The 17,655-nt window shown below is 40.2% G+C and carries 17 protein-coding genes; 7 read left to right on the plus strand and 10 right to left on the minus strand.

Annotated features, from left to right (window positions below; translation table 11 throughout):
• Nucleotides 1-42 precede the first annotated feature (42 nt).
• Complete coding sequence (locus LV85_RS13700) at nucleotides 43-615, minus strand: hypothetical protein (protein WP_111320366.1); 573 nt, start codon at nucleotides 613-615, stop codon at nucleotides 43-45.
• Nucleotides 616-761: 146 nt separating this feature from the next.
• Here LV85_RS13700 and LV85_RS13705 point away from each other — a divergent pair, with 146 nt between their 5' ends.
• From LV85_RS13705 to LV85_RS13725, 5 genes are all read left to right on the plus strand, one after another.
• The gene (locus tag LV85_RS13705) at nucleotides 762-1,652 is read left to right on the plus strand and encodes a winged helix-turn-helix domain-containing protein (RefSeq protein ID WP_111320368.1); all 891 of its coding nucleotides are present in this window, start codon (nucleotides 762-764) and stop codon (nucleotides 1,650-1,652) included.
• A 440-nt stretch (nucleotides 1,653-2,092) separates the two neighbouring features.
• Nucleotides 2,093-2,401, plus strand: coding sequence for a nucleotidyltransferase family protein (locus LV85_RS13710; RefSeq protein ID WP_111320370.1), 309 nt, complete (start codon nucleotides 2,093-2,095; stop codon nucleotides 2,399-2,401).
• A gap of 65 nt (nucleotides 2,402-2,466) precedes the next feature.
• The gene (gene bla, locus LV85_RS13715) at nucleotides 2,467-3,207 is read left to right on the plus strand and encodes a subclass B1 metallo-beta-lactamase (protein ID WP_111320372.1); all 741 of its coding nucleotides are present in this window, start codon (nucleotides 2,467-2,469) and stop codon (nucleotides 3,205-3,207) included.
• A gap of 96 nt (nucleotides 3,208-3,303) precedes the next feature.
• The gene (locus LV85_RS13720; RefSeq protein ID WP_111320374.1) at nucleotides 3,304-4,026 is read left to right on the plus strand and encodes a 3-ketoacyl-ACP reductase; all 723 of its coding nucleotides are present in this window, start codon (nucleotides 3,304-3,306) and stop codon (nucleotides 4,024-4,026) included.
• A 102-nt stretch (nucleotides 4,027-4,128) separates the two neighbouring features.
• Entirely contained in the window at nucleotides 4,129-5,034 is a 906-nt protein-coding gene (locus LV85_RS13725) for an NAD(P)/FAD-dependent oxidoreductase (RefSeq protein WP_111320574.1), read from the plus strand.
• A 53-nt stretch (nucleotides 5,035-5,087) separates the two neighbouring features.
• Here the strand turns inward: LV85_RS13725 and LV85_RS13730 are convergent, their stop codons facing one another.
• Nucleotides 5,088-6,200: an endo-1,4-beta-xylanase gene (locus LV85_RS13730; protein WP_111320376.1), complete on the minus strand. Its 1,113-nt coding sequence runs from the start codon at nucleotides 6,198-6,200 to the stop codon at nucleotides 5,088-5,090.
• A gap of 192 nt (nucleotides 6,201-6,392) precedes the next feature.
• On the opposite strand from LV85_RS13730, the gene LV85_RS13735 reads away from it, so the two are divergent.
• Together LV85_RS13735 and LV85_RS13740 are read left to right on the plus strand one after the other, a co-directional pair.
• Nucleotides 6,393-7,685 carry a parallel beta-helix domain-containing protein gene (locus LV85_RS13735; RefSeq protein ID WP_111320378.1) on the plus strand — a complete coding sequence of 431 codons (1,293 nt, stop codon included), beginning with the start codon at nucleotides 6,393-6,395 and terminating at the stop codon, nucleotides 7,683-7,685.
• Complete coding sequence (locus LV85_RS13740; protein WP_111320380.1) at nucleotides 7,685-8,776, plus strand: SO2930 family diheme c-type cytochrome; 1,092 nt, start codon at nucleotides 7,685-7,687, stop codon at nucleotides 8,774-8,776. The genes LV85_RS13735 and LV85_RS13740 overlap by 1 nt, the downstream gene beginning before the upstream one ends.
• A 416-nt stretch (nucleotides 8,777-9,192) precedes the next feature.
• Here the strand turns inward: LV85_RS13740 and LV85_RS13745 are convergent, their stop codons facing one another.
• From LV85_RS13745 to LV85_RS13780, 8 genes are all read right to left on the minus strand, one after another.
• On the minus strand, nucleotides 9,193-9,786 hold the full coding sequence (locus LV85_RS13745) for a porin family protein (RefSeq protein ID WP_111320382.1): 594 nt from the start codon (nucleotides 9,784-9,786) through the stop codon (nucleotides 9,193-9,195).
• 57 nt (nucleotides 9,787-9,843) lie between these two features.
• Nucleotides 9,844-10,926, minus strand: coding sequence for an alanine racemase (locus tag LV85_RS13750; protein ID WP_111320384.1), 1,083 nt, complete (start codon nucleotides 10,924-10,926; stop codon nucleotides 9,844-9,846).
• 1 nt (nucleotide 10,927) lies between these two features.
• Nucleotides 10,928-11,368: a GNAT family N-acetyltransferase gene (locus LV85_RS13755; protein WP_111320386.1), complete on the minus strand. Its 441-nt coding sequence runs from the start codon at nucleotides 11,366-11,368 to the stop codon at nucleotides 10,928-10,930.
• The gene (locus LV85_RS13760; RefSeq protein ID WP_111320388.1) at nucleotides 11,365-12,801 is read right to left on the minus strand and encodes a sodium:solute symporter family protein; all 1,437 of its coding nucleotides are present in this window, start codon (nucleotides 12,799-12,801) and stop codon (nucleotides 11,365-11,367) included. The genes LV85_RS13755 and LV85_RS13760 overlap by 4 nt, the downstream gene beginning before the upstream one ends.
• 188 nt (nucleotides 12,802-12,989) lie before the next feature.
• Nucleotides 12,990-14,183, minus strand: a complete 1,194-nt coding sequence (locus LV85_RS13765; protein WP_111320390.1) for a S41 family peptidase — start codon at nucleotides 14,181-14,183, stop codon at nucleotides 12,990-12,992.
• A gap of 279 nt (nucleotides 14,184-14,462) precedes the next feature.
• Entirely contained in the window at nucleotides 14,463-16,409 is a 1,947-nt protein-coding gene (locus LV85_RS13770; protein ID WP_111320392.1) for a pyrroloquinoline quinone-dependent dehydrogenase, read from the minus strand.
• Between the two features lie 155 nt (nucleotides 16,410-16,564).
• The gene (locus LV85_RS13775; RefSeq protein WP_111320394.1) at nucleotides 16,565-17,143 is read right to left on the minus strand and encodes a hypothetical protein; all 579 of its coding nucleotides are present in this window, start codon (nucleotides 17,141-17,143) and stop codon (nucleotides 16,565-16,567) included.
• A 75-nt stretch (nucleotides 17,144-17,218) separates the two neighbouring features.
• Complete coding sequence (locus tag LV85_RS13780) at nucleotides 17,219-17,602, minus strand: GNAT family N-acetyltransferase (protein WP_111320396.1); 384 nt, start codon at nucleotides 17,600-17,602, stop codon at nucleotides 17,219-17,221.
• Nucleotides 17,603-17,655 lie beyond the last annotated feature (53 nt).

Raw genomic sequence — 17,655 nt, forward strand, 5'->3', positions numbered from 1 at the left:
AAAAGTTCGAACACATGGCTTGCACCCCTTTACAGTTGAATGCTAATAGACTTTATCGAATACGGTTGTCCAAGAGCGCTCCTCGCCGAACATGTCTGCTTTTGCCTTGGCCTGAATAGAAATAGACTGGCCATCATTGCTCAACTTCCAAACCTCTGTTACATAAACTAGCATTTGTTCCCGAGGATTTTCTTTATAAGGATTATGGATCATCAAATGCACAACTGAGTTAACTGTCATGGTTTCTCCATCAGCTGACCAGTTTGTGCTATATTTTTTCCCTCTTTCCGGACCATGATTAATTTGGATTTCTTTTCCATCGAAGGTTAGCGTTTCCTGGCCTGCAACCGGCGCTTTGCCAGGAAAGGAGCTTGAAACTTCTATGTTTAGAGTATTTTCCTGCTGTGATATTTTCATAAAATCAGCCAACATTCGATCACCCTCGTCATAGCTGCAAACAATATTTCCGTCCATACTTATCGACTCTTTGGATTTCCATTCACCGGAAAAGTCAGCACGCCGAATATCGGTTTTTTGTTGAGCTTGTAGGGTAAAAAAAAGTACTCCTATTAACAGAATAGTCAGGCAGGTCAAACCTTTTCTTTTATTATTCATTTGATTAATTTATAAGAATAAGAAGTTAGCATGTTAGCTTCATGCCCTGTCAAAATTGATGTAGTGAATTTACTTTAATATTTTGCAGCTTGAGAAATTTGGATTGTAAATAGAAATGTAAACTTTGTAAATAAACTTTTGACACGATGCATCTCAGGCAAAACACCCTTTCCAGAAAACCTAACTACCTGTATGCATCGGTACTGCTTATCTTTATCTCTTTGATTTGTGTGGGTTACAGCATAGTGAGCAGAGATGACTTTGATCTGGCCAGGCAGGAAATTCTACTTCGCAAAATCGGACATGAACTTCTTTTACAATCAGGTGACAGCACATCACGAGTGCTTCCGGTAAAAAAGATCGCCGTAAATGAATATCAGATCAGTTTTGAGAATGAGCTTACTTTTCAACCCGACTCCCTCGTAAATACCATCCAAAGTTTATTAGCCAATGGTCCGTTTGCACCTGATTATGTTGTTAACGTGGTTAACTCTGATGATGCCAGTGTAGTTTTTGGATATGCTATATCAAAAAACAAGAAGGATGATATTATAGCCTGCATAGGAAGAAGGCAACCTATTGGGAACTATATGATCCAAATTCAATTTGAACCAGCGGGCATATCCCTGGCAAAAAATGAGTATATAATTGGGTCTTTAATCGCATTAGCAATTGTCGGTTTTGTTTTTTTGAGAACAGTCAAACCGAGGAAGTCTCCGCCCGACAGTCGAAATGCTAATTTGCTCACTTTGGGATCCATGTCTTTTGACGCAGAAACCCGCAAACTTGTGATAAATGATAAGACCATCGATCTAACCAGAACCGAATCCCGTGTATTACACATTTTTGCTTTGTCACCTAACGAAGTTATAGAGCGGAGCCAGCTACAAAAAGAGATATGGGAGGACGAAGGTGTTATTGTGGGCCGCAGTCTTGATATGTTCATATCAAAGCTCAGAAAAAAACTGGAGTTTGATCCGAACATAAACATTGTTGTTAAACGAGGCAAAGGATATAAGCTTGAAATCAGCTCTTAGAGGATCTTCCCTCTCCAACCTGAAGTTATTAAAATTCACTTTGCCATTTACGAACTCTCTAGTGTCCGTGAATTTAGGCTGACGGCTCGTTTGCTAGGGTGTTGTGCTTCTCCGTCGACAGACAACCTTGCCGGGAATTTTCTGGTTGATAATGTCTGCCAGCTAGGAAGCTGATATATACCTTTGTACATATCAGCTTTCAAAATACAGACGATTTTGGTAAGGTAGCATGTAATGGAATGATCGTTAAAAATGAAGGCGAGGCATTAGTTTTGACGCACTGGCAAGTGATGAAGCGAGTTTAGAATTGGTCAACTGGCTGGAAAATGATCAGAAGACAGAAGTAAAAGGAGTTGTCGCGACGCACTTTCATTGGGCTTGTTTTATGTCAAGTATCTGCTAGACTAGTTAATGTAAAAATATTTTAACTTTGGAAAGCTATGAATCAACTCGTCAAAAAACATTTAGCTCAAATCGAAATTTTGTGCCAAGAGCATAAGGTGGATTCATTTGCTCTATTCGGATCAGCAGCCAATGGCGATTTTGACAATTCCAGTGATATTGACTTTCTGGTACGTTTTTCCAACTCAATAGAACTACTGGATTATGCGAACAATTATTTTAAATTATTAGAGAGTCTGGAAAAATTATTTAAAAGATCAATTGATCTTGTCTCTGAAAAATCATTAAAAAACCTCATACTAATTCAAGAGATAAATAAGTCAAAAACCCCACTTTATGAATGCTAAGGCATAAATATCGAGAGTATATTAAGTAGCAAATTAGTGAACAATACTAGCACCTAACTTTTCAAATGAAACACTATTTTTCAATCACAATCTTACTCATACTTTGTATTAGCACTTCCATTTTTGCGCAACAGAGTGAACAAATCTACAATTCAGAAACCCTCCAAATCGAACAAATCAGTCCAAATACCTTTGTACATATCAGCTACCTGAATACCAATGATTTTGGTAAGGTGGCATGCAACGGAATAATTATTATTAATGAAGGCGAGGCATTAGTTTTTGATACACCGGCGAACGATGAAGCGAGTGTAGAATTGATCAACTGGCTGGAAAATGATCAAAAGTCAGAAGTAAAAGGAGTCGTAGCCACTCACTTTCACTGGGATTGCCTTGGCGGACTGAATGAGTTTCATGCGAAGGGAATAGCCTCCTACGCTTCTGAAAAGACCATTTCCTTGGCGAAAGCTGCATCTTATCCAATTCCTGAAAATGGATTCAAGAAGAAGATGTCCCTAGAAGCAGGAAATATAAAGGTCATCAACCAGTTTTTCGGCGAAGGACATACCCAAGACAATTTCGTGGCTTATGTCCCTGCAGACAAAGTCATCTTTGGCGGTTGCATGATCAAGGCACTCGGTGCTGGAAATGGCAACCTCGAAGACGCTAATGTAGCAGCCTGGCCTCTGACGGTCTCAAAGGTAAAATTAGCATTTCCTGAAACTAATATAGTCATTCCTGGACATGGGAATATTGGCGGAACAGAGCTTTTGGACTATACGATTGAGATGTTTGAGAAGAAATAACTCGAACATTTTAAGATTGTAAAAAGAAATAATCATCCTGCTGAACTCAAATCCCTGCCAGCTGTTTTTGTATCTACTAACGATCAACACAAAACAATGGAATCACTACAAGGGAAAACCGCACTTATCACAGGTGCCGGAAAAGGATTAGGCAAAGCAATAGCCGTAGCATTGGCCAAGGAAGGCGTAAATCTGGCACTTTTGTCCAGAACAGAATCAGATCTACAGGCAGTCAAAGAAACCGTAGCGGGAATTGACGCTTCACTGAAAGTAAGTTATGCCGTAGCAGATCAGTCTGAATACGCTAGCATCAAAACTGCAATCGCTTCATTGATCTCTGAGGTCGGAGCCCCTGATATTTTGGTCAATAATGCCGGAGTTGGCAAGTTTGGCAAATTCCTAGATCTGGAAGTATCAGAATGGGAAAATATGATCAAAGTTAACCTACTTGGAGTGTATTATGTAATTCACGAAGTGCTGCCTGGCATGCTGGAGCGTAAATCAGGTGATATAGTAAATGTTTCCTCCACAGCAGGCCTAAAGGGAAATGCGATGACAAGTGCCTATAGCGCATCCAAGTTTGGACTGAACGGACTGACCGAATCACTTATGCAGGAAGTTCGTAAATCAGATATCCGCGTATTCAGCATGACTCCTAGCACAATTGCAACTGACTTGGCTATCGGAAATAACCTGACAGATGGAAATCCTGACACAGTGCTGCAACCGGAGGATTTTGCAGAATTACTCATCTCCCACTTGAAGCTTCCAAAAAGAGCTTTGGTGAAAAACGTAGAGTTTTGGTCTACTAATCCTTAATCATCACAGGATATAATTTACCTCTTACTTAGGAATCATTTATGCAACATTATTGCATAAATGATTCCTTTTTTTACCTTTGGGTATCTAACTACACTAGACATGGATTCAAGCAAATTTGAGGTAATCATTATCGGCGGAAGTTACGCTGGTCTTTCAGCAGCTATGGCTTTGGGCAGATCTTTGAGAAAAGTATTGGTCATAGACGGCGGGAAGCCTTGCAATAGACAAACTCCCCATTCTCATAATTTTTTGACGCAAGACGGAAAGACTCCTGCGGAGATTTCCACTATAGCTAGAAAGCAAGTGGAGCAATATGACACTGTAACTTTCTTTTCAGGATTCGCTGTGGAAGGGAAAAAGACCGATTCAGGCTTTGAAATCAAAACAGAAAAAGGAGAACTTTTTGAAGGTAAAAAGCTGATTTTGGCAACAGGAGTAACCGACATTATGCCGGAAATCCCAGGCTTTGCCGAATGCTGGGGAATATCTGTAATTCACTGCCCCTATTGCCATGGCTATGAGGTGAGAAATCAGAAAACAGGGATTATGGCAAATGGAGATTTCGGCTACGAATTTGGAAAACTGATCACCAATTGGACTGAAGATTTAACGATTTTCACCAATGGTAAATCAACTTTAACAGAAGAACAAACTGCTAAATTGATGGCAAAAGGAGTCCAAATCATCGATACTGAGATTGAACAAATTGAGCATACCAATGGAAAGATCGAGCAGCTAATTCTCAAAGACGGATCTAAACTCCCCTTGCAAGCCTTGTATGCAAAAGCTGACTTTGTGCAAAATGGGAACATCCCATCAAGTCTGGAAATTGAATTGACCGATCATGGCCATATTAAAGTTGACATGATGCAAAAAACAAGCATACCGGGAGTTTACGCCTGCGGAGATAATACTACGCAATTCCGTTCCGTTTCCTTTGCTGTATCAACAGGCACTATGGCAGGAGCTGCATGCAATAAGGAATTGGTGGATGCAGAATTCTAGATACACTTAAGATTGCTAAAATCTGTAAACTGCGACTGATCACTGAACACTGCTTATTGTTTAGATACCACTTTAAGCTTAGCAAAAACATCCTCTTTCAATTTCAGATCCCGATCAAAAAGTAAGGGGTAATTAGTACGTCCGCGTACTGGAAAGTTATTCAACCAACTTTTCCCATCATGCAATCCCCACAGCGTTACTCTTGTGATTTTGTCCTTATGCTTCTGGAACAGCTGAAAAAGATCTGCATATCGCTGTGCAAGCTTGGCTTCAGCTTCCGGAGAAATTCCATTTACAAAGGGATTATACTCTGGTGAATTTGCGAAATTGATATTCAAATCTGCTCCCTCTGAATTATTAGGTCTAGGAAGCACGTCCACGTCCAATTCTGTGATGACTACCTTAAATCCTGCTTCAGCAATTTCAATTATTCCTTTTTCAATTTCATCCAATGAAGGTCCTCCCAAGGTGTAATGTCCTTGCATCCCTATGGCATCGACACGAATCCCTTCCGCTTTCATTTCCTTCGCCAGTTTCAAAATCCCAGCTCGTTTTGAGGCTTTCCATACATTATAGTCATTGTAGTAAAGCTCGGCGGCTGGATCTACCTCATAAGCCTTTCGAAAAGCATTTTTGATAAAATCCTTTCCAGCAATCTGATACCACTTTGACTCGCGGAAAGTCCCATCTTCATTGAATACCTCGTTCACCACATCCCAACCGTCAATCTTGCCTTTATAGCGTCCAGCCACAGTTTGGATATGATCTTCCATTCTGGCAAGTAGTTTATCCTTGTCCAGTGGTTCTCCAGATTCATTTTCAAAAACCCAGTTGGGAACTTGCTGATGCCAAACCAAGCAATGACCAATCGTAAAGGCATCCATTTTCTCACCCAAAGCCACATAGGCATCTCCAAAATCAAAGGAATAAACCTCAGGCTTGGGATGTACCAAGCTCCATTTCAGCCCATTCTCAGGGCTTAAGCTATTGAAATGCTCCTCAATCAGCGGTAAAGCTCCTGCTTCCTTTCCCGAAACCTGCTGCCCATTTACGGCAACTCCTATGTAAAAGCTTTCTTTAAAAAGGTCTTTAACTCCATTCTTTTTCGGCTTTTGCGAAGAAAAAATTATAGTAAGAAGAATAAAGGTTAGGCTTGTTCTCAACATGGTTATCTTGGTTTAATAGGCATTGACAAATTAGCAAAAAGAATATTCATAACCTGATTAGCCTGAAATGAGGTTTCAGAACCAGAATTTACGAACATTAACAAAGCAAAATTCTATTATTTGACAAAAGTCAAGGTATAAAGTTTTGTATCTACCTAGCTTTGAAACGATTATTAACCCAGCAAATAAATCATGAAACAACTCAATTTCCTCGCTCTACTTCTAGTTTCTATTATTGGATTCAGCTGCAGCAGCTCTTCGAACGAACAAACTTTTGACAGTTCAGAACTGCCAAGAATGACTCAGGAGCAAACTGAAAAGGTTATTGAGGATTTCATCATGGCTGAAGATGGTGCCACCATCCAAATCCCTGCTGGTTTCTATGAGTTAAACACCCAATTGATACTCGACAACAAATCGAATATCACGATCCAAGGTGCAGGTATGGAGGAAACAGTGCTTTCTTTCAAAAACTTAAAGACAGGCGGCGAAGGAATCAAATTGGTGGGAAATAATCTAACCATCCAAGATTTAACCGTAGAAGATGCACCTGGGGATGGCGTGAAAGTGCAGCATACCGATGGGATTACCTTCCGTAGAATCAACGTCACCTGGACCAACGGCGACAAGTCCAAGAATGGTACTTACGCGATCTATCCAGTTCAGTGCAAGAATGTCATGATCGACGAAGTAATCGCTTCTCATTCTCGTGACGCAGGAATCTATGTTGGACAATCAGAAAACATCATTGTCAAGAATTCTCTTGCCTTCGGAAATGTAGCAGGAATCGAAATTGAGAACTCTGATAATGCAGAGGTTTTTGGAAATGTAGCCCGTAATAATTCGGCTGGAATCCTAGTTTTCAATCTCCCAGGTTTGCCGAAGGGTGATGGAGCAAAAACAAAAATTTACGATAACGAGATCATCGAAAACAACCATAAAAACTTTGCTACAGCAATGGGAGAAAGTGCAAATGGAAATACGATAACAATGGTACCCCCAGGAACTGGAATAGTTCTACTTGCGGCCAAAGAAGTGGAAATCTACAATAACCGCATCCTTCGCAACAAAACTACTGGTGTCGCCATTGCAAGCTATCAGATCACTGGTTTCCCAAGTGAGGCCCCTAACTGGTCTCCATTTACCAGCGACATTTATGTGCATGATAATGAATACGATCGTACCAAAGGCTTCCCGGATTTGAGCAGAGAACTGGGACAATTGATCAGCATTTACAATGCACATGGCAAAGCCAAAACGCAGGATATCATCTATGATGGTATATGGGATGAGGCTATCAGCGCAGATATCACCACTAATCCGATGAGAATCTGTCTTTCCGAAGAAGGCATAGAAGACCTATTCTTTACCCGTTTCGACCTGACTGAAGGCGAGGACAATATCAAGGCCTTTGCGGATGCTTCTCCCTTCCAAAACTGTAGCGTACCTGTAAATACAAACGTCAGCGCAATCGCTGAAATGTAATGTCAAAAAGTAGAATTTTCTGGGGGTTCAATCTAGTACTCGCTTTGGCGATAATCACCTTTGCCTGTCAAAACGAACCCGCTAAAACCGAATCCAAAGCCGTAGTCTTGAAAGAGGAAATAGCATCTGGAGTTTTTCCTTATGGAAGGCTGTCGACCTATGGATTCTTCTCGGGTGAATTGAATGAATTGACTCCTATCGAAGAGGTAATCCCATACAAGCCTGCATCCTCCTTATTCACAGATTATGCGCTGAAAAGCCGTTTTATTTTCTTTCCTGAGGGGCAAAAAGCGACACTTACTTCCAATGAACTGGATTTCCCGCAAGGCACAATTCTCATCAAAAACTTCTATTATCCAGAAGACTTCAGGCAGCCAGAAGATGCCCGTAGAATTATTGAAACTCGCTTGCTGATCAATGAGGAAAATGGATGGGTAGCCTATCCTTACATCTGGAATGAGAGCCAGACTGAAGCCATTCTAAAAGTAGTAGGTGGAGAAGTTGAGGTTTCTTTCACCGATTACGATGGAAAAGATCAGGTGATCAACTACCTCGTTCCCAACAAAAATCAGTGCAAAACCTGCCACAATAAATCCGAAACTTTGACGCCTATTGGAGTAAAAGTTCAGCACTTAAATAATGAGCTAGAATTCAACTCAGGCAAAGCCAATCAATTAGCACATTGGACTGAGTTGGGTAAGTTGGAAGGATTCGAAGGTGAAAATACACATCCAGCGATGATCAATTACGAGGACAAGAATCTTCCTCTGGACGATAGAGCGATGGCTTACTTAGACATCAATTGTTCTCATTGCCACAGCGCGGAAGGTCCTGCGAGTACTTCGGGGCTTTTTCTCACTTACGATCAAACAGATCCTAGAAAGCTTGGTGTAAACAAGATCCCTGTAGCCGCAGGAAATGGAGCTGGGACCTTTGACTTTGATATCGTGCCAGGCAAGGCTGATGAATCCATCATTACGCATCGTATGAACTCTACCGAAGTTGGTATCGCAATGCCGGAACTTGGCAGAACTACAGTCCACAAAGAGGGCGTTCAACTGATCAAGGATTGGATTAACAGTATGAATTAATAGCCTATTAAAAATTAGGAATACGAATCCATTACAAGTGAAAGCTTAATTTGAAGATACGGAAAGCGTGTCAGTCGGAGTATTAAATATTCTTTGAACATACAAAAATGAAATGACAGTAATTTAGTTTGGAACCATAACCATGGTCACCTTGAGCGAAGTCGAAAGGTTCTCGACTTCGCTCGAACTGACCAGCTTTTGATGTCCTCAAATCAATCTGTCATTGGTAGCGAAGTCGAGGACAATAACTTCACTTACTTATTTTAAGGCTCCTTCGATTTCGAGACTCTCGTCTCTCAAGTGCTCAGGCAGACACCGTCATCACTCTTTTGTAAATTTTAAATTTGACTCTCTGTGATTAAACAAAAATACCTCCGCCATGAAGACGGAGGTATTTTTTCTATATAACGCTTCCATTAGAAAGTATACCCAGCAGATAACTTGAATCCCCTGTTGTACACATCAGCATCGCTGTCTTTGAAGATCGGAGTGAAACCGTAATCATAAGAAGCCTGCACATTGAATCCTTTTGGGAGATTATAGCCTAGACCTAGCACCAAGCCTATATCAGTTTCTTTGATAGCATCTGAGTCGTAAGAAATCGTATTCCCAAAGAAATCCCCTTCAAATTTGGAGCCTGCCAAGAATGAAATCTGTGGACCAGCGAAGATGTTAATCCCATCTGTAGGATAGAATCTAAAAAGAACGGGAACATCCACATAATTCAAGATAGCACGGCTATCGGCAAAATCATCATTTTGGGTTCCCTTCACAGAGTAGTAAACTCCAGGCTCCAGTGCCAAGCGATCTGTCATAAAGAGCATAGTGTAGCCTCCCACATGAAATCCCACTCTATTACTGTAGTCATTTTCCGAGACATCACTACCACCAAAATTGAAGAAATTGGCTCCTCCTCGAAGACCAAAGCCCCCTAATTTTTCGGATGATTGTGCATGAGATAGCTGAACTGCGCAGAGTCCAATAGCAAGAAATAACAATACTTTTTTCATAGTCAAATACTAGTTGGTTTCCCGGAGTATTCCCATGACCATGCCAAAAGCGATTAGTTAATCCAAGTGGCCAATTACTTTTTTGTCGATATAGTTGGAGTTCAATAGACTCAATGCTCCCATATACTTCAGGTCAAAATTCAGCGTATCGCCTACCTTATAGTTATTAGGATTTTCTCCTAGGTTGATAATCACCATATCAGAGCTCGCTCCCAGTATATCATAAGAACCGTCCTTTGCGATAAGGTATTTGGTATCCACATCTAAGAGTCCGATATCAATAATCGCTCTAAATGAGCTCTTCCCATAGAGAGTTTCATCCAACTCCATCACATCTCCTTGAGGGTTAGCTGCCAGATTACCAACGGGTAACAGAGGTTTTTCCTGCATTTCTATAATCTCCGCATGCAGTTCAAACACATCATCGTGCATTCCTTCTATTATCTTTTCTTCAAACAAATTCACCCCAAAATATAGCGTCTCACCCACTCGGAAATGATTGATTCCTTTAGGCAATTGCTGCGTTAGCATGAGCGGAATTGTCACAGAGGTCCCAGCAGAAATCCATGGGATTTTCTTATTGAATTGGAGCTCAATGATCTGCTTATACAGCGAAAGCTGAATCAGTTTATCGGTGGAAGGCATGACTCCGTTGAGACAATTCAAATTCGTCCCAAGACCGATGATCTCAATGTTTGGAAGCTCAAAAATTTGGGAATAAAATTCCACTAATTGTTCTCCCATCACGCCCTCGCGAAGATCTCCAGTTTCGACCATAATAATGATCTTATGAGATTTCCCTTGGTCCTTAGCCTCCTCAGAGATCCATCTGATCGTCTCCAGTTCGGAATTCAAACTGACATCAGCAAACTGCACCATCTTGCCAATATTTCTCTTGGAAACAGGCTTGATATAGACCGTTTGGATTTCAGTCTTCAAGGATTTAACCATTGCAAGATTAGAAATTCTACTATCATGGATTTCCTCCACTCCTAGTTTGATCAGCTCTTGCAGAAAAAGTCTGTTGCCACAGAATAGCTTGGACACAACTCCCCAAGAGATTTCGTTACTGGAAAATTTCTCTTTCAGAAACTCGAAGTTATCCTTCAGTTTTGTGCTATTTAGTGTGATATAAGCCATTTTATTTAGTCAACCTCATTTCAAGGTATTTATTGGTAAAGCCGATTCTTTCATAAAGTTTCTTAGCAGGATTCTCTGGCTCTACATGCAGTGCAATAGATCCATTGGCCATTTTGATTGCCATTTCCATAATTTTCCCACCTATTCCCTTACCTCTTTGCTCGGCATCTACAGCAATATACACCAAGATATTTTCTGGTATATACCCAGACATACCGGTTTTGTTCATAATTAATGCACCAAGAAGTTTACCTTTCTCACGAGCCATCACGACAAAACCTCCTGCATGAAGGCTTTGATCAAGTGCATAATCGAGGCACTTCATAATATCATCCTTCGGGTCGCCATACTCGCCAAGGTGAAAGAAAAGGAAATCCGCAATCTCATTCTTTTGCAAATAAGTCGCGTTGTCAATAGTAGATAGAGTTTCTAGTTTGATCATATAGATTTTAACTTTGAACTGTAATTTTTTTCATAATAAATCACTGACAAAAAGGTCAGCAAAGAGAGCGTAAGCCCGAATAAATTGGCATCTAAGCCCAGTGGAAGGGAGACCTCTGAGATTATCAATCCGGCAGTCAAACTCCCGCCCGCGATCATAGATGAAGTAGCCGCTGTGGCGCTGGTCTGCCCAAAGAACAAACCTGCTATCACTGGCACAAATAACCCAGAAACCATAAAGGCATAGGAATATAGCATCAAACTCAAAACTTCCGTCATCTGCCAGGCAATTATAATTGCCACAATCCCAATCCCCAAGGTCAATATCTGGGAGATTTTCATCTCTTCTTTAAGAGACTTAGAAGTGTAATATTTCCCTAAAATATCCGTGGTCAAATTCCCAGAAGCCGCCATCAGGCAGGAATCTGCCGTAGAAAGAACTGCTGAGAAATAAGCTGACATCATCAAACCCAAAATACCCGCAGGTAAGATCTGACTTAGCAAAACAGGTAACCCCATTTCAGGATCCATTGCAGTAGTAAAACCCTCTAATGCTCCCTGCTCTACCGCCACTCTTGATAGTAAACCCAAAGAAACTCCTAAAAGTGCCATGATGGGCCATTCAAATAGCCCCGCGATAAACCAGGCCTTCTTGGCAGACTTCACATCTCGAGCTGCAAAAATTCGCTGATACAAGGTCATACCCACAAACCAAATAGGAATTATAGTAATGCCCCAGTTGGCGAGATCCTGCCAGCTGAGATTGGAAAAGGAGAAAAACTCCTGCGGCAAAGTGCTCTGAATGCCATTCCAACCACCTACATAATTATATGAAATCGGAATCCCGATAAACATCAATCCAGCCATCAACACGATCCACTGAATAGTGTCTGTATAAATCACAGCTTTCAATCCACCCATCACGGTATAAATCACCGCTACAGCTCCCATGATCAGAAGTGCATAGGAAAGGTCAAGCTCCTCAAAAGTCCCAGAAGCGAGCTTTGCACCTGCCAATAATTGTGAGGAAGTAAATCCTAAGTATCCTAGGAAGCAGATGACTGCTGCGACTTTGGCTGTGGTGGAATTGTACAGATGCCCGATGATCTGCGGAAAGGTAAAAAACTTAGCAAAAGCTGGGTCGGACTTTACTCGAGGAATCAAAACAACTGCGGCTAGCCAAGCCCCCAATAATCCTGTAAAAAGCATCCAGGAACCCGACATCCCCATCACAAAACCTAATCCTCCTAGACCAATAGAGAAACCTCCTCCTACATCAGTCGCTACTACCGAAAGACCGATATGCCAGTGACCGATATTCCGCCCCCCCACATAGTAATCCTCCTGACCTGAATTCTTTCTCATGTAAAAATACCCTACTCCCAGCATAGCCAGCATGTAGGCGACAAAGATCCCCAGATCTAAATAACTCATACCTATTTTCTATTTGTAACAAAACCTTCTTAAAATATAATTTTTCAAAGTTAAGCATAAAGGCTCGTATTCAAAATTTTATTGGGTTTAAAGGACTGATTTGGTCATTGAGTACAATGATGGATTGGAATAGTTCAATAACGAGAAGTGAAAGCAAGTCTGGCACAAGCATTATATCTTATACAAACCTAGTTTTCTTCTTCTATCTGTTTTTGAATCTCTGATATCCAACTTTTCTTGTAATCTAACAGGTAATCAGGTGTAACTCCCTTTGTTTCGTATTTGAGAAATTGACTATGGGCTTTGGATGGCAGGATAACTAAAAATCCAGAAGATGGAAGTGTATGGTAATCATTTGGTTTTATTTCATAAGAAAGTGCACCTCTTGTCTTATCTCCATAGGTAAGGACATTATCAAACTCCTTTAATTTCGCAGTGAATTGCTCTGCATTGCTACCCGTACTAGCATTAGTGATCACATATATTTTGTGGTCTTTCAGGTATTTCTTAAGCTGCTTCAATAAAATATCAGAATTCCTGTCTCCACCGCCTCCATTGTCTCGTAAATCTACTATGAGATGTGACTTGGTCAGTTTACCTTCTAATGATCTATAAAAATCTTCAGCCTCTGATAACAGCGGATAGAAAGAATCAAAACTGCCTACTTTTATATAATCCGTGTCAGCCGAAAGCTCCTTGAAGAGAAATACCTCATCAGGATAAGGGTTTTTTATAAAATAAGTTGACGCAGTATCTTTCTTTATACCAGCTCTTAGAATCACTCCCTCATTTATCCTCTCGTGATAACTGATTAACCTTTTAGAAGGAAACTGTGCACCAATAACCTTATAGAAATTATCTGAAATGGGTATGAATTTGTAAATAATATCTCCCCTACTCCACTGCTCCAAATTACTTTTCAAAACAACTCCAAGATACGCCTTAGCCTGTTCATCGTACACAACAGCTATTGAAAAGTCATCATTCATTGGATAGATACCCTCTACCTCGTTCAGAGACTTATCCTGAAGATTACCTAGCAACTGGTCAAGATCACCTTGATAAGTAGGGTAAGTTACATAGGAGACAGTTGTGCTATCCATTGCTTTTTCCAAAGCTCCCATATGCCAATCATTTAAGGGCAATAGCACACGATTAATAAGCTCTAAACAGTCATAATACGGCATTTGGGATGTAACAGATTTCTGCACAGTATTGAAAGTCGCCTCATAGGCTGACTTATTCTTCTTATAGGAAGGGAGCTTTTGTACTTTTTCGTTTAAAAAAGTTAAGTCAGCTTCACAATCACAAGTTTGCACTTGCGCCTGTGTAATCAGAGCCGATCCTAGAAACAGTAGTAAAACAATTAAATATTCTCTCATAAGTTAATTAATTATGGTAATCGTTAAAAGCCTGCAAATGGACTCCTTTGTAAACTATCCAGATAGCCTTGAGACTAAGAATCTCAAAAACCTAACTGTCTTTTCGAGTACCCATAATAAGAATTAATTGGACTAAAAACCCAAAAATAGCGCTTAATTGACAGGGAGATTTACCAAAACCCATTCCAGCATAAACTTGATCATACCGGTTTGGCTATGCGTCGTGCGACGTTAGGAGTATGGACTCCATAGCCTGTGTTCTCAGCTTTTATTTTATATTCAGTCTGGCAGTGCCAAAGCAATTAATTCTGCTGGTTTTGAGGCTCCCCCGATCGGAATTACAATGTATTGTTTTCCATCCAGCAAATATGAGATCATAGCCCCTCTTGCATTTGAGGGGATTGGAATTTCAGCTATTTGCTCGCCATTATCATAGTTAAAAGCACGAAGTGAAGGTTCAATATCAATACTACTTATAGCGATGTTATAGCCTCGCGATGCATAGGCCCGAGATGCCTCTCCCCCGTCTTGGGCTATCAATAGTAAAGTTTGGGTTCCAAGAACCTGCATTCTGAATGGCCAACCTAATTGAGGCAGGTTTAATTCTTTTAGCCTAGTATCATTAATCGGCCCTGAGCCTACTGGGGACATCCAAGAATGCTCTCCACTATTCATATCGATGGCAGTTATTCGTCCGTATGGTGGTTTTGTCAGCGGCAGGCCGTCAAGAGACGGAACCGATGGAGGTAGCTTGTAGTACTTGTTAAATTCCAAAGCACCCTCCGCTTTCTGCAGCTTTACTAAAAATGGCAGCGTAACTGAAGGAACATATAAATGGTTATTATTTGGGTTGAAAACACCACCAGCCCAGTTTGCACCGCCTGCAATTCCAGGAAATTGTAAAGTGCCTTTAAGTGAAGGTGGAGTAAATAACGGTCCGTAATCATATTGGTTGACGTAGTCAAGGGCAGCTTTTCTTAATTCTGGAGTAAAATCAATCAAATCTTCTTCTGAGAGTCCTTGTTGATCAAAAGGTTTGGGCTTTGTTGGGAATGGTTGAGTTGGTGATGTTTTTTCACCTGGCACGGTAGAGGCAGGGACAGCTCTTTCTTCGATTGGCCAAATGGGGACTCCTGTCTCCCTATTAAAAACAAAACAAAATCCTTGTTTTGTAAGCTGTGCCACAGCCTTCGTGTTTTTACCATCAATCAGCAAATCCATAAGAATAGGGGCCGCTGGTAGGTCATAATCCCATATGCCATGATGGGTTGTTTGAAAATGCCAAACCTTTTCGCCTGTTGCTGCATCTAGTGCAACTAAACTTTCGGCATACAAATTATCTCCATGTCTATTACCTCCATAGTAATCATTACTGGGAGTTCCAAAAGGCAAAAATACATATCCTAATTCTTCGTCAGCACTCATTATTGTCCAAACATTTGTATTGCCGATAGTCTTCCAGGATTCATTTTCCCATGTCTCAACACCCGGATCATTTTCTTGTGGAATGGACTCAAATATCCACTTTTGCTCACCAGTATTTATATCAAATCCTCGAATATCACCTGGCGGCATCGATTCATGAAGTGGATAATCAACAATTGATGATCCTATAATTAAAGTATTGCGACAAATAATCGGAGGGCTCGAAACGCCATAGGCTAGTCTGTCAATCGGTCTTCTCAATCCCTTGGTAAGATCAATTTTCCCATTATTTCCAAATTCGCTTACAAGCTCGCCGGATTTTGCATTAAGTGCAATGAGATAAGCATCACCAGTACCAATAAATACTCTGCTATTATTTCCATCTTCATAAAAAGCGACACCTCTATGAACAAATCCATGGTTTGGTGGAGAGCCTTTCAGGTACGATTCGGGGTTATATGACCAAATCGTTTGACCCGTTTTGGCATCAATGGCAGCAACCTGGCTCAATGAGGTACTGGTGTAAAGAATTCCATCAATCATTATAGGCGTAGATTCATTTGTCCAGGTCCAGAGTGTGCTATCCTGTTCAATAATGGATTCATCTACAGAAGTCCATCTCCACGCAACTTCCAATTTATTAAAATTCTCTTCATTAATCTGGTCTAGACTTACGAACTTATCATTTGCGAGACTTGCACCATACCAAGGAAAAGCTGAATTACGAATTCGTTCTTCTTGTTGACATGAGGAAAAAAGAAGTACAAGTAAAAATACTGAAAACGGTTTTAGCTTTTTCATGATTTGTTGTTATTGCTACTAACGGCTCCGCTAAGAAACGTGGGGCTTTCAGAGTTCTTGACTGTCTACCCGTGACGGACTAAACTACGAAGATTAGTGCTAGCTTTCAGTACGTGTCGCCCCATGTTTTCTTAGCGATTGTTGGCATGCGTTTTTTATTTCCATTTATAGATTAGGACATGTTTAATTATTCCTTCAATGTCCATAGAACTTTCAAATCTGTCGGTCTTTTCGTTCATCTCGAAGTCGATATTTTTTTCTTTAGAGTCCACATAAAATAAACACAGGATTTCAGGTTTGTCTTTGTTATAAACTTGTAAGTCTTCTGGTGCGAAATAGTATTCACCGTCCATTTCATCAAATAATAATTTCAATTCAGGATATATAGTTCTCACTTTATCCATCGAATCTCCAACTTTCAGACCTTTTGCAGTTTGATAATTGTCCGATAAAACTTTTACAAAACCAATCGTAGAATCTTGGTTTTTAGACCAAAAACTGATTATGGTTTTTCTATCCTTCTTGATTTGAAATCCATTTTTGTCATTAGGCGAGACTTCGTATACCGTTTCGTCAATTTTACTCAGCACTTCTGAATAAGTTTTGCCAAGTCTAATTTCCCCTGCTCCTTCAGCGTCTATTTGACCTTCAATTTTCTTCAAGTTCTTGTCGCTGCAACCGATATTGACAATCAGTAAAAGAGAGACGAGTATAATTTGATATCGATGTGTCATTTTTTTAGTGCAAGCCAACGGTTAATGTAAAATGCGTTTTAATGCATTTTTACATAGTGTTGTGCTTTCGTATTTTCATTGTTCAATTTTAAATATTGAGCCTTCTTTTCTGTATCCAAGTTTTTTATAATACTTATCAACATCAGACATTACAAAAACATCCTGACCTGGGTAGTCCGTTAGAAGGCATTCCATTAATTTTTTTCCAATTGAATTACCTCTAAACCTTTTGTCTACCAACAAGTCAATTACCCATATATATAAACCATAATCATTTATTGACCTTGAGTACCCACATAGTTCATTATCAACATAAGCCACATAAGTGATTGATTGCTTTAAGACCTCTTGATATTTTGAATCAAAATAATCCTTCCATTCTTCACCTTCTGATTTTATTATTTCCAGAAGCTTATGATATTCTTTCGAATGGTCATATTTTTTAATTTCAATTTTCATTATTCCTTTATGAAGCACAACGAGTCGCTATACGCAACTAGTTTCGTGTATTT

Source organism: Algoriphagus chordae, assembly GCF_003254055.1.
Lineage (GTDB): Bacteria > Bacteroidota > Bacteroidia > Cytophagales > Cyclobacteriaceae > Algoriphagus > Algoriphagus chordae.

Coding starts and splice junctions, on each gene's coding strand:
- LV85_RS13700 (WP_111320366.1), bottom strand. CDS start 615: ATGAATAATAAAAGAAAAGGTTTGACCTGCCTGACTATTCTGTTAATA.
- LV85_RS13705 (WP_111320368.1), top strand. CDS start 762: ATGCATCTCAGGCAAAACACCCTTTCCAGAAAACCTAACTACCTGTAT.
- LV85_RS13710 (WP_111320370.1), top strand. CDS start 2,093: ATGAATCAACTCGTCAAAAAACATTTAGCTCAAATCGAAATTTTGTGC.
- bla (WP_111320372.1), top strand. CDS start 2,467: ATGAAACACTATTTTTCAATCACAATCTTACTCATACTTTGTATTAGC.
- LV85_RS13720 (WP_111320374.1), top strand. CDS start 3,304: ATGGAATCACTACAAGGGAAAACCGCACTTATCACAGGTGCCGGAAAA.
- LV85_RS13725 (WP_111320574.1), top strand. CDS start 4,129: ATGGATTCAAGCAAATTTGAGGTAATCATTATCGGCGGAAGTTACGCT.
- LV85_RS13730 (WP_111320376.1), bottom strand. CDS start 6,200: ATGTTGAGAACAAGCCTAACCTTTATTCTTCTTACTATAATTTTTTCT.
- LV85_RS13735 (WP_111320378.1), top strand. CDS start 6,393: ATGAAACAACTCAATTTCCTCGCTCTACTTCTAGTTTCTATTATTGGA.
- LV85_RS13740 (WP_111320380.1), top strand. CDS start 7,685: ATGTCAAAAAGTAGAATTTTCTGGGGGTTCAATCTAGTACTCGCTTTG.
- LV85_RS13745 (WP_111320382.1), bottom strand. CDS start 9,786: ATGAAAAAAGTATTGTTATTTCTTGCTATTGGACTCTGCGCAGTTCAG.
- LV85_RS13750 (WP_111320384.1), bottom strand. CDS start 10,926: ATGGCTTATATCACACTAAATAGCACAAAACTGAAGGATAACTTCGAG.
- LV85_RS13755 (WP_111320386.1), bottom strand. CDS start 11,368: ATGATCAAACTAGAAACTCTATCTACTATTGACAACGCGACTTATTTG.
- LV85_RS13760 (WP_111320388.1), bottom strand. CDS start 12,801: ATGAGTTATTTAGATCTGGGGATCTTTGTCGCCTACATGCTGGCTATG.
- LV85_RS13765 (WP_111320390.1), bottom strand. CDS start 14,183: ATGAGAGAATATTTAATTGTTTTACTACTGTTTCTAGGATCGGCTCTG.
- LV85_RS13770 (WP_111320392.1), bottom strand. CDS start 16,409: ATGAAAAAGCTAAAACCGTTTTCAGTATTTTTACTTGTACTTCTTTTT.
- LV85_RS13775 (WP_111320394.1), bottom strand. CDS start 17,143: ATGACACATCGATATCAAATTATACTCGTCTCTCTTTTACTGATTGTC.
- LV85_RS13780 (WP_111320396.1), bottom strand. CDS start 17,602: ATGAAAATTGAAATTAAAAAATATGACCATTCGAAAGAATATCATAAG.